General features: G+C 64.2%; 12 protein-coding genes and 1 other RNA gene. 12 read left to right on the plus strand and 1 reads right to left on the minus strand.

Annotated features, from left to right (window positions below):
* Window positions 1-32: 32 nt before the first annotated feature.
* Complete coding sequence (locus RQP53_RS02765; protein ID WP_315648507.1) at window positions 33-1,499, plus strand: eCIS core domain-containing protein; 1,467 nt, start codon at window positions 33-35, stop codon at window positions 1,497-1,499.
* Window positions 1,500-1,545: 46 nt separating this feature from the next.
* Here RQP53_RS02765 and RQP53_RS02770 read toward each other — a convergent pair whose 3' ends face one another.
* On the minus strand, window positions 1,546-2,718 hold the full coding sequence (locus tag RQP53_RS02770; protein WP_434064056.1) for a glycerophosphodiester phosphodiesterase: 1,173 nt from the start codon (window positions 2,716-2,718) through the stop codon (window positions 1,546-1,548).
* A gap of 341 nt (window positions 2,719-3,059) precedes the next feature.
* Between RQP53_RS02770 and RQP53_RS02775 the strand changes: the two genes are divergently transcribed.
* From RQP53_RS02775 to RQP53_RS02825, 11 genes are all read left to right on the plus strand, one after another.
* Window positions 3,060-3,644 (plus strand): Pvc16 family protein, encoded by a 585-nt coding sequence (locus RQP53_RS02775; RefSeq protein WP_315648508.1) that lies wholly within the window; start codon window positions 3,060-3,062, stop codon window positions 3,642-3,644.
* A complete protein-coding gene (locus RQP53_RS02780; protein WP_315648509.1) occupies window positions 3,641-4,459 on the plus strand; it encodes a hypothetical protein in 819 nt (272 codons plus the stop codon). Before RQP53_RS02775 ends, RQP53_RS02780 begins: the two co-directional genes overlap by 4 nt.
* 22 nt (window positions 4,460-4,481) lie before the next feature.
* Window positions 4,482-6,386: a phage tail sheath family protein gene (locus RQP53_RS02785; protein WP_315648510.1), complete on the plus strand. Its 1,905-nt coding sequence runs from the start codon at window positions 4,482-4,484 to the stop codon at window positions 6,384-6,386.
* A 62-nt stretch (window positions 6,387-6,448) separates the two neighbouring features.
* Window positions 6,449-6,525: non-coding RNA, sX9 sRNA (locus RQP53_RS02790), on the plus strand.
* A gap of 47 nt (window positions 6,526-6,572) precedes the next feature.
* Complete coding sequence (locus RQP53_RS02795; RefSeq protein ID WP_315648511.1) at window positions 6,573-7,031, plus strand: phage tail protein; 459 nt, start codon at window positions 6,573-6,575, stop codon at window positions 7,029-7,031.
* A gap of 7 nt (window positions 7,032-7,038) precedes the next feature.
* A complete protein-coding gene (locus RQP53_RS02800) occupies window positions 7,039-7,527 on the plus strand; it encodes a phage tail protein (protein ID WP_315648512.1) in 489 nt (162 codons plus the stop codon).
* Complete coding sequence (locus tag RQP53_RS02805; RefSeq protein WP_315648513.1) at window positions 7,524-7,742, plus strand: DUF5908 family protein; 219 nt, start codon at window positions 7,524-7,526, stop codon at window positions 7,740-7,742. Before RQP53_RS02800 ends, RQP53_RS02805 begins: the two co-directional genes overlap by 4 nt.
* A 69-nt stretch (window positions 7,743-7,811) precedes the next feature.
* Entirely contained in the window at window positions 7,812-8,492 is a 681-nt protein-coding gene (locus tag RQP53_RS02810; RefSeq protein WP_315648514.1) for a CIS tube protein, read from the plus strand.
* 21 nt (window positions 8,493-8,513) lie between these two features.
* Window positions 8,514-10,295 (plus strand): type VI secretion system tip protein VgrG, encoded by a 1,782-nt coding sequence (vgrG, locus tag RQP53_RS02815; RefSeq protein ID WP_315648515.1) that lies wholly within the window; start codon window positions 8,514-8,516, stop codon window positions 10,293-10,295.
* Window positions 10,296-10,316: 21 nt separating this feature from the next.
* Window positions 10,317-10,616: a PAAR domain-containing protein gene (locus RQP53_RS02820; protein ID WP_315648516.1), complete on the plus strand. Its 300-nt coding sequence runs from the start codon at window positions 10,317-10,319 to the stop codon at window positions 10,614-10,616.
* A 220-nt stretch (window positions 10,617-10,836) separates the two neighbouring features.
* Window positions 10,837-11,244: a GPW/gp25 family protein gene (locus RQP53_RS02825; RefSeq protein ID WP_315648517.1), complete on the plus strand. Its 408-nt coding sequence runs from the start codon at window positions 10,837-10,839 to the stop codon at window positions 11,242-11,244.
* Window positions 11,245-11,255 lie beyond the last annotated feature (11 nt).

Consider the following 11,255-nt stretch of genomic DNA (forward strand, 5'->3'; position numbering starts at 1 on the left):
GCCAGGCACAGCACACGGTCAGGGAGGCCCCGATGGCAGACACCGACAAGCAAATGCGCGCCCCGGCAGGGCCAGCCCAGACGCCGATCTTTCGCGCCGCCGCGCTGCACAGCCAGCCGTTTGTCACGGGCACGGCCAGCGGCCGGCCTGCACAGCAGCAGCACAGCCCGAGGATGGTGGCGCAAAGGCGACAAATCCACAGCCTGAGCGTAGCGGCGCAGCGTGCCAGCGACGAGCGCCCGGCAGCCGCGAGCAAGGACTTGCCAGCCGGCCTGAAGGCCGGCGTTGAAGCACTTTCCGGCTTGTCCATGGACCATGTCCAGGTCCACTACAACTCGGCGCAGCCGGCGCAGCTGAACGCACGGGCCTATGCCCAGGGCAGTCAGATTCACCTCGCTCCGGGGCAACAACAGCACCTGCCCCACGAGGCCTGGCATCTGGTCCAACAGGCTCAGGGGCGAGTACGGCCAACGATGCAGATGAAGCCCGGCCTTGCCATCAACGACGACGCCGGCCTGGAGCGGGAAGCAACGCAGATGGGGGCCAAAGCCTTGGCCGCCCCAGTGCTCGGGCCGGGTGCTCTGCCCCTGCAAGCCATGCCAGCGCGGGCGGGCGACGCAGCGGCACCGGTGCAGCGGGTTCTGACCCTGGACAACGCCGATTTTTCCGAAGTCAATCAGATCAGGAAACTAGGCGGTGCGGCCGAAGGCGCCTACCTGGTCAGCGATGGCGATGGCGAAGTCGTCGTCAAGATTGCCGAAGGCATCGATGGCACCGTCCTGGCTTACAACTTGGCCAAGGACTTTGGCGTTGCAACGCCCAAGGGCCGGCATCTGACTCTGGACAGCGACGCTGGGCGCGCGCTGCTGGCCAAGGCCGAAACGCTGTCGCCCGAGTTGTTCGGCAAATTGACTGCTGCGAGCAGCGTCACGCTGTGGTCCATGGTCAGGGGCCAGACCCTGGGCCAGCTTGGCACTGCGGTCGGCGGCGAGCAAGGCGCCATCGAGGGTGAAGCCAACTTTCAGCAGATTGGCCGGATGCTGGTGTTTGACGCCGCCATCCTCAACGAGGACCGCTTCAAGCTGGCCTTCAATCTTGCGACCAACGCCGGCAATCTGATGGTTCAAGACCGCGCGCCGGTCGCCATCGATCAGGACTTTGCCAACATCGACAAGGATCCCGACTCCTCGCGCAACGAGCAGATCGATAACTACGGCGAGATGATGGCCAGCCGACTGCAAGCGCTGCTGGCTGATCCAGACGCCATGGCGAGCGCGCTTTGCAAAAAGCTCAGCGGCGAAGGCTACAAGATGTTCGCCGGCCAGGAAGCGCCCATTGCCGCCGGCATCCGACAAGGCATCGCTGTCTTGCGCACGCTGGCAGCAGACGACAACCAGCGCCTGCCGACGCTGATCGGCTGGGCCAAGACGTTCGATGCCAGCAGCGATGTCGATGCCGGCAAAGTCAAGTCCTACTGGCGCAGCCTGCTGGCAGACTGAGCATCGCCTGCACAGCAGCCCACCTGCTGGCTGAAGGCCGGCCGGCTCAGTTCGCCGGTTTCCAGCCCTGCACCGCCTGGCGCCCAACCGAAGAGTCGTCGGTGAAGAAGCCGTCGATGCCGGCATCAAGATAGGCGCGGATCTCGGCGATGCTGTTGCCGCGCGTGTTTGGATCGGCCGCCGGGCTGCCCTTCAGGCTCACAGGCAGGAAGGTGTTCTCCGGGCGCAGCGTCCAGATGGTGATCTTCAGCCCTGCTGCGTGGGCGTCCTTGACAAAGCTGGTCGGCTGGCCAAGCGCCAGCGTGCTGCCATTGGCATCGCGGGTATGCGGAATGACCCATTCCTTGTACGGCCCCACGGCATAGGCATAGCGGGCGATCTCCTTCAAGCCATCGGCGCTGACCATATCGGCGTAGCCGCGCGTGTTGGCCGCGCCTTCCTGCACAAAGTCCCAGGGGCGTCCGCCGCTGTTGATCAGCTGCACCAGGCGTACCGAGCTCTTCTGCGCGATCGCCTTCAGATTGGCCACCTCGAAGGACTGCACGATCACCGGCGCCTCCTTGTTGTTCCAGCCATTCTTCTCCAGCACCGCCAGCAGCGCCGGCTCCAGCGCCAGGCCCAAGCCCTGGAAATAGCTTGGATGCTTGGTCTCGGGAATGATGCCGATGGTGCGACCCTTGGCTGCTGTCTGCGCCTTGGCCAGATCGATCACCTCCTGCAGCGTCGGGATCTCGAACTGGTCGTTGTAGGCCACATTGGCCGTGCGCACGGCAGGAATGCGCTCACGGGCCCGCAGCGTCTTCAGCTCGGCCAGCGTGAAATCCTCGGTGAACCAGCCACGGATGCTGACACCATCAATACTCTTGGTTTTCAGCCTGTCCTTGAACTCGGGCTTGTCGGCCACATTGGTGGTCGCCTCCTTGATGCTGCCATCGGCATTCAAGATGGCGATGGCGTTCTCGTGCCGTGCCACCAGCACGCCATCCTTGGTGCTGACCAGATCGGGCTCGATGATGTCGGCGCCGTCGTCGATCGCCTTCTGATAGGCCGCCAAGGTGTGCTCCGGGCGCAGGGCCGAGGCGCCGCGATGGGCAATGACGGCCGATTGAGGCGGCCACGGGGCGGCCTCGTCGGAGCCGCTACCGCAGGCGGCCAGCACGGTCACCGTCAGGGCCAGCGGGGCGGACAGACGCAGGCCTTGCAGCCAGGATTTCTTGATTGCATGCACGATGTGAACTCCCTATTGTCGTGATGCCCGGCAGCTTGGCAGCGGCAGATGACAGGCGTATGCAAACCCCTGAACTCGCTACGGCGATCAGTGGATACGCAACTGATCCGCTGCAGCGAGCCCGCCAACTCAGCATTTTTCCTAGGCGCAAACCCCGAGCAGGCAAGACCTGACCCCAGCAGCCAGCGAGCACAGCGCCTAACGCCCGGGTTTCCCCGCTCAGCAAATTGCTGAGCCCAAATCAGCCGCCGTCCGATAGCAGACGGAGGCAAGCAAACCTAGGCTTTGCCCATCGGTGCCATGGGGGCGCCGTCGCCTGTCCTGGATGCACCATGATTGACGCCGCTCTGACACAGATTGCCGGTCAGCTGAACCAGCATCTGCGCCAGCGTTTTCAGGTCAGCGAGGACCTGGCGGTCTTGTCCAATCTGCATGAGCAGAACGGCACGGCGGTGCCCATCGTGGCCAACAAGCTGGTGATCTTTCTGGCCGGGGTAGAGCGCGACACCATGGCCCATCGAAGCAACAGCAGCAGCAACACCGCCACCCGCGTCGGCAGCGCGCAGTTGCGCCAGCAGGAACCGGTGTTTCTGAACCTGCTGATGATGTGCGCGGCCAACTTCAGCGGCACCAACTATCCGGAAGCGCTGAAGTTCCTGTCTGGCGCCATCGGCTTTTTCCAGGCCACACCGGTGATCGACCATCACAACGCACCGACGCTGGACCGCCGGCTGGAGCGCCTGATCCTGAACATCGAGAACTTGAGCAGCTCCGAGATGCACAGCCTCTGGGGCATTCACAGCGGCCGCTACCTGCCCTCGGTGCTCTACCGGGTGCGCATGGTCAGCGTCGACAGCGAACAGATCCTCGGCCGCGATCAGCCGATCCGCGTCGGCGATGTGCGGGGGCTCTCATGAGTCTGAAGCTCAGCAGCGATGCGCGTACCGATACGGGCCGCCAACGCCTGCGCGAGCCACGCGCCGCCGAGCAATTCCTGCCGCTGCTCAGCGTCGGGCTGCAGCACGAGTACGGTGCCAGCGCGCTGGCCGGCCTCAGCCTGACGCCGAGCCAGGCCACCCGCGAGCTGTGCCGCCAGCATGGCCTGCTGCTGCGCAGCGATGCCGGCGGCCTGACGCTGATTGGCGCCGCCAGTGCCCTGCCCCAGCTCTGGCAGGCCCAGCGTGACGAGGCTTGCGACTACCTGCTCAGCTGGCGCCTGGATAGCAGCGAGCCGCTGTTCGCGCTGGCCAGCGCCGACGACGTGCCGCGCCATCTGCTGTTGCCGCTGGCGCCGCGCTCGGCACTGGACAGCGACTGCGAGGCCTGGTGCCAGAGCCTGGGCCGGCGCGAGCTGCTGCGCTTCGCCGCCCGGCAGTGCCGATGGAAATACCTCTTGCTCGGCGACTGGGCCAGCCTGGCGGCCAGCGGCGATATCGCCGATCTGGCGCTGAGCCTGAGCCCCGCGCTGAACACCGCCGCCACGCCGCTGCAGTTCCAGCGCGACGCGGAGCAGGAAGCCCTGCCCGATGGTCGGCTGGCCTGGGTCTACCGCAGCCCCGAGCCGCTGCCACTTGCCGAGCACAGCAGCCGCCGCGTCGCCCTGAGCGATGCCGGCAGCACACCAGCACGCGTCCTGATGGGCGCGCTTCCCCATGGCGCCCCACGCAGCCTGCAGCGCGAAGCCCGCGCTGGTGGCAGCCAATGGGTGACCGAAATCTTCCTTATCCGATGACGACTCAACCAGGAGAATTGCGATGGCTGTAATGAAGACGCCGGGCGTCTATATCGTCGAAAAGAACGCCTTTCCGAACTCCGTGGTCGAGGTGGCCACGGCGGTGCCGGCCTTTGTCGGCCACACCGAGTTCGCCGACAACCACAACACCCCGTTGTCACTGCGGCCCTGGCCGATCAGTTCGATGGCCGAGTACCACCAGTACTTTGGCGGCCCGCCGAAACCGCGCTTTGCGCTGAGCGAAGAAGCCGATCCACTGGACGCGCAATTCCAGGCACTCAGCGAGCCCGACACGCCGTCGAGCAAGAAGGGCTACAAGCTGGCCCAGGTCAAGGGTGTGGCCGGCCATGACTTCGGTCTGTACAACGCGCTGCGCCACTTCTTCCAAAACGGCGGCGGACGCTGCTATGTCGTCTCGATCGGTAGCTACAAGCAGGAGCTGGACCCGGACCTGTTCCAAAAAGGCATCGACGCGCTGAAGAAGGAGCAGGAGCCGACGATGCTGCTGGCCCCTGAGGCGGTGCGCTTTGAGGACGCCAACACCTGCAAGGACATCCAGCAGGCCATGCTCAATCACTGCGGCTACGAGATGAAGAATCGTGTCGCGATTCTTGATGTCTACAACGGCGACAAGCCGCGCGAGTACCCGCCCGGCGATCCGGTTGCGGCTTTCCGCGACAGCCTGGGCATCAACTTCCTCGACTTCGCCGCGGCCTACTACCCCTGGCTGAACACCTCGGTGGTCGGTGAGAAGGAAGTTGACTACGAGAACATCGCCCCGGACAGCCTGGATTTGCTGTGCACGCTGCTGCGCGCCGAATTGAACCTGCCAGCCGATCGCCCTGGCGCCGAGAAGCCCAAGGCCCGCGCGATGTGGGACGAAGTTGCCAAGCTGAAGACCGATTTCACGCCCATCGTCATTGCCGAAGCGCGCAAGCAGCGTGACGACGCCGCCGCCAAGCAGAGCACGGCGGCGCGGGCCAAGGTCGAGAGCGAGGCCAAGGCAGCCAAGAAGTCGGCCGATGAGATTGCCGCTGCACTGAAGACCTTTGACGATGCCCAGGCCCAGGCCAAGGCAGACGCCGACAAGGCCCGCACCGATGCCCGCAAGGCCTTCATCGACGATTTCGTCACCAAGGCCAAGGCCGCCGATGCCGACCTGACTGACGCCGCCGCCGCCGAGCAGGCCGAGACCGCCGCCAAGGCCTGGGACGTCAGCTACGACAACCCGCTGTCCAGTGCGGCGCTGGCCGATGGCGTCAAGGTCCGTCGCGAGCTGCTGAACAAGACCCTGGTCAATGCCAGCAACGTCTTCAAGGCAGTGCTGACCGAGGTGCGCCGCCAGCTCAATGTGATGCCGCCGAGCAGCGCCATGGCCGGCATCTACACCATGGTGGACAACACCCGCGGTGTCTGGAAGGCACCGGCCAATGTGAGCCTGAACGGCGTGATCTCGCCGACGGTCAGCATCTCGCATGAGCAGCAGGAGGACCTGAACGTCAGCGCCCAAGGCAAGTCGATCAATGCGATCCGTGCCTTCATCGGCGAAGGTGTGCTGGTCTGGGGGGCACGGACACTGGACGGCAACAGCCTGGACTGGCGCTACATCAATGTGCGCCGCACGATGATCATGCTGGAAGAGAGCTGCCGCTTGGCCGCCAAGGCCATGGTCTTCGAGCCCAACACCGCCAACACCTGGGTGACCATCAAGAGCATGATCGCCAACTTCCTGACCAGCGTCTGGAAGCGTGGCGGCCTGATGGGCGCCGTGCCCGAGGATGCCTTCAGCGTCCACGTGGGCCTGGGCGAAACGATGACGCCCAACGACATCCTCGAAGGCATTCTGCGTGTCACCGTGCTGGTGGCCATGGTCAGACCGGCCGAGTTCATCGAGATCACGTTCCAGCAGCAGATGCCCAAGTCTTGAGCGGCTGAGTCCTTTTTACTGCGCGACCGCCATGCGGCGTTGGCCGGATGCTCGGAATCCTCACGTACCCCAAGTACGTTGCGGTTCCTGCGCTCCGTCCGCCTGGCCTGGCGGCCGCTCGCTACAAAAGTACCCAGCCTCTGCGCAGATCCACCCGCACAGCAATTGAGTTAACGGAGAAATACCATGGCTGACGACGGCTCCAAGCAATCCACCAATGTCTGGCCGCTGCCCAAGTTCCACTTCCAGGTGAAGTGGGACTCGGCGGTGATGTCCTTCGAAGAGGTCTCCGGCCTCGATGTCGAAGCCCAACCGATCGAGTACCGCCACGGCGACAGCCCGGTGTTCTCGGCGATCAAGATGCCAGGGCTGAAGAAGTACGGCAATGTCACGATGAAGAAGGGCGTCTTCAAGTCGGACAACAAGTTCTGGGACTGGTTCAACCAGATCAAGATGAACACCATCAAGCGGGTACCGGTCACGATCAGCCTGCTCGACGAGGAAGGCAAGCCGACGATGGTGTGGACGCTGACCAATGCCTGGCCGACCAAGGTCACCGGCACCGATCTGAAGTCCGAGGGCAACGAGGTGGCGGTCGAAACCATCGAGATCGCCCACGAAGGCCTGACCATCGCCAACAGCTGATCGCCCCATGAGCGCCTACGACTTGCTATCTGCCAAGGCGTTGGGCCTCTGGGAAGCGCCGCCGGTTGCCTTCCACTTCTCGGTCAATATCGGGCTTGTACCGGCCGGTATCGATAGCTCCTTCCAGGAGGTGTCAGGGCTGACCCAGAGCCTTGAGACCGACGAGCTGCGCGAGGTCTCCGAGAGCGGCTACCGGCTGCCGCTGCCCAGAGGCGTCAAGCAAGGCACGCTGAGCTTGAAGCGTGGCATCGCGCCGATCAGCTCACCACTGATGCAATGGTGCATGGCGACACTGCAGGTCGGGCTGGCGCTTCGCATCCAGCCCTTGCCAATTCTGGTCAAGCTGCTTGACCCGGATGGGCTGCCACTGCGTGCCTGGCTGCTGGGCGACGCCTACCCGATCAGCTGGGAGTTCGACAGCTTCGCTTCGACCAAGAACGACATGGCGATCGAACAGATCGACTTGCAGTACACAAGCTGCGTGAGGATGCTATGACTCTGGAAGTACGCCAGCTTCATTTGAAGTCCACCGTCCTGGACCAGAAGGACAGCGGCAAGGCCGGGGCACAAGCCAGCGAGACGAACAAGCCCGCTGCAGCTGGCGATGGCAGTGGCGACGACTTTGAGGCGCGCGAGCAACTGAAGGAAGAGATTCTGGCCGAGTGCCGGGTCTGGCTGCTGGCACAGCTGCAGCAGCTGCGCGAGCGCTGAAACGCCTGAGCCCCCACCTAACGGACCTCTTCCATGGCCACCTCAGCAGCCGCCTTGACAGCCTCGGGCATGAAACAGCCGCTCACTCTGAGCGCCTGCAATGCTGACGAACGCGCTGGCAGCTACACCGTCATCAGCGGCAAGAGCTATCAGCTGCAGATCAACCCGAGCGACTTCAAGCATTCGCGCTCGATTTGCTACAACACCAAAGTCCCCCTGGGCGCTCCTCGAAGCACGCTCAAGTACAAGGCCATGGGCCCGGAGACCGTCAGCTTTTCTGCGGTGCTTGACGGAACCGGGGTCGTACCCAGGCTGCAAGGTTTCAACACGCCGCTGGAGGTGGCCGATCAAATCGATGCAATCAGCGAAATCATCTACAACTATGACGGAGAAATGCATGAGCCGCCCTATGTGCAATTGCTCTGGGGCAAGCTGGTCTTCTATGGCAGGTTGCAGACCTTCAAGTCCGACTACTTGGTGTTCAAGCCCAGTGGCGTGCCACTGCGGGCAAAGCTGGACCTGGAGTTCCTAGGTTCCAGCTCTTCACAGTCCACTGAACTGGCGGCCAACAAGTCCAGCCCGGATTTGAGCCACGTCGTTGAGGTGCGTGACGGTGACACGCTGCCCTTGTTGTGCCTGCGCATCTATGGCGACAGCCGCTACTACACCGCTGTCGCGCGCCACAACGGGCTGGCCGAGTTCCGCCGGCTCATGCCCGGGCAACGCCTGCATTTCCCACCATTGGAATGAGCCACCGCAGGAGACCGCGCCATGCCTTCAACAGCCTCCACTGAGGGCGTGCTTCGTCTGCTCGTCTCTTGCAACGGTGATGAGCAGCCCAGCCTGCCTGTCATCAGCTGCAGCATCCGACTGGCGCTCAATGCCGTACCCTGGGCCCGCCTGGTGATCGAAGACGGTGACATGCCGAACAAGTGCAGCCCGCTGAGCGACGGTGAACTGTTCAAGCCCGGCACTGAAGTCAAGATCAACGCGGGCTATGCCAACCAGGACACCGAGGTGTTCAGCGGCATCGTCGTCCGCCATGGCTACAAGATCACCGGCAACAACTACAGCCGTTTGATCGTCGAGTGCCGCGACAAGGCCTGCAAGATGACGCTGGGGCGCCGAAACGCCAACTACGTCGACAAAAAGGACAGCGACATCATCCAGACGCTGATCAGTGACGCCGGCCTGAGCGCCACCGTCAGCAGCACCGCCATCACGCACAAGGAATTGGTGCAGTACTACTGCAGCGACTGGGACTTCATGCTGGCCCGCGCCGAGTTGCTCGGCCTCGTGGTCAACGTAAGCGGCGGCGCTGTCAGCGTCAAGGCGCCCGCTGTCGATGCCGCGCCGGTGCTGACCCTGACCTGGGGCGACAACCTGTTCGAACTGCATGCCGATATCGATGCGCGCAGCCAGTGGACAGCCGTACAGGCACAGGGCTGGGACCCGGCGCAACAGGCGCTGGTACAAGGTGCCTCAGCCGAACCGCTGACACTGAACAGCCAGGGTGATCTGGACAGCGCCACCCTGGCCGCGGTGGCCTCGCCAGCCACCGTGCTGCTGCAAAGCCCAGCCAGCAGCGATAGCGCACTGCTCGACCAATGGGCCAAAGCGGTGCAGCTCAAGGCCGGCCTGGCGCGCGTGCGTGGCCGCATGAGCTTTCAGGGTACTGCCGCCGCCCTGCCCGGCAGCTTGATCACGCTGGCCGGCGTCGGCAACCGCTTCAACGGCGATGTCTATGTCAGCGCCGTGCAGCACGAGATGGTCGACGGCAACTGGATCAGCGAGGCCGAGTTCGGGCTGGACCCGAACTGGCTGGTCGAACGCCCCGACGTTGTCGCGCCGCTCGCCAGCGGGCAGCTGCCCGGCGTCAGCGGCCTGCAAATCGGCGTCGTGATGAAGCTCGACGGCGACCCCGCCGGTGAGAGCCGCATTCAGATCAAGCTGCCCAGCCTGAGCAATGCCACCGAAGGCGTCTGGGCCAGGCTGCTGCAGCTGTATGCCTCAAACAGCTTCGGCGCCCTATTCCTGCCCGAGGTCAGCGATGAGGTGTTGGTCGGCTATCTGAACGGCGATCCGAGTTGCCCGGTCGTGCTCGGCAGCCTCTACAGCAGCAAGCAGGTCAGCCCCTATGCACTTGAAGCGGCGAACAACACCAAGGCCATCGTCACCCGCTGCAAGCACAAGATCGAATTCAATGAGGAAGACAAGATCATCACCGTCACCACGCCGGCGAACAACAAGCTGGTGTTGGATGACAAGGACAAGAGCATCCTGGTGCAGGACCAGAACGGCAACAGCATCAAGCTCAGTGAGAGTGGCATCGCGCTGGACAGTCCCAAGGACATCAAACTGACCGCCAAGGGCGGCATCACGCTGGACGCGGTCAATGCCATTTCCATCAGCTCCAAGGCCGACGTCAAGGCCGCCGGCCTGAACATCGCCTGCGAGGCCCAGGTCGGCTTCACCGGCAAGGGCAGCGCCACCGCCGAACTCTCCGCCTCGGGCCAGACCACGGTCAAGGGCGCGATGGTGATGATCAACTGAAGCCAGCGCGAGCCCAACACCATGCCCCCCGCCGCCCGCCTCACCGACATGCACACCTGCCCGATGCAGACCCCGGGCCTGCCGCCGATTCCGCATGTCGGCGGCCCGGTGATCGGCCCCGGCGTGCCCACGGTGCTGATCGGCAAGCTGCCAGCCGCCGTGCTCGGCGACAACGCCGTCTGCGTCGGCCCGCCCGACGTGATCGTCATGGGATCGGCCACAGTGATGATCGGCGGCAAGCCCGCGGCCCGCATCGGAGACAGCACGGCACATGGCGGCTCCATCGTGCTTGGCTGCTTCACCGTACTCATAGGAGGCTAGGGATGACCCACCCCCTACGCGCTACGCGGCTCCGCCAGCCGCGCCTTGCCAGCGGCAAGGCCCTTCGGCAGGCACAAACGCCAAGGCCTTTGTGTCCAGCCTCAGCCCCCTCGAAGGGGGCACACCCGCAGGACCGGCAAAGCCGGATCCTCGGGTGCCGCTGGATCGAAACGTGGCGCAGATTCCGGCCGCAAAGCGCTACGCGACAAGGAGCATGCAGATGAGCTTCCTGGGCCGAGGCTGGAGCTTTCCGCCGCGCTTTGACGGCGGCAAGCGCCTGGTGATGGTGGAGAACGAGGCCGATATCGAGGAGAGCCTGCGCCTGCTGCTGGCCACGCGCTGTGGCGAGCGGGTGATGCAGCCGGCCTACGGCACAACGCTGCACCGGCTGGTCTTCGAGGGTGCCAACGAGCAGTTGCTGACCGAGCTGAAGGACATGTTGAAGAAGGCCATCCTGTTCTTCGAACCGCGCGTCGAGGTGTTGCAGATCGAGGCCCATATTTCGGCCGAGAACTGGGGGCTGGTGCAGCTGCTGCTGGACTACCGCATCCGCACCACCAACACCCGCCACAACCTCGTCTACCCGCTCTACCTCGACCAGGCCAGCCACCCGGTCAGTGCAGGCTGAGCCGAAGGCGA

This window comes from Roseateles aquae (assembly GCF_032337115.1).
In the GTDB taxonomy this organism is placed as follows: Bacteria; Pseudomonadota; Gammaproteobacteria; order Burkholderiales; family Burkholderiaceae_C; genus Roseateles_C; species Roseateles_C aquae.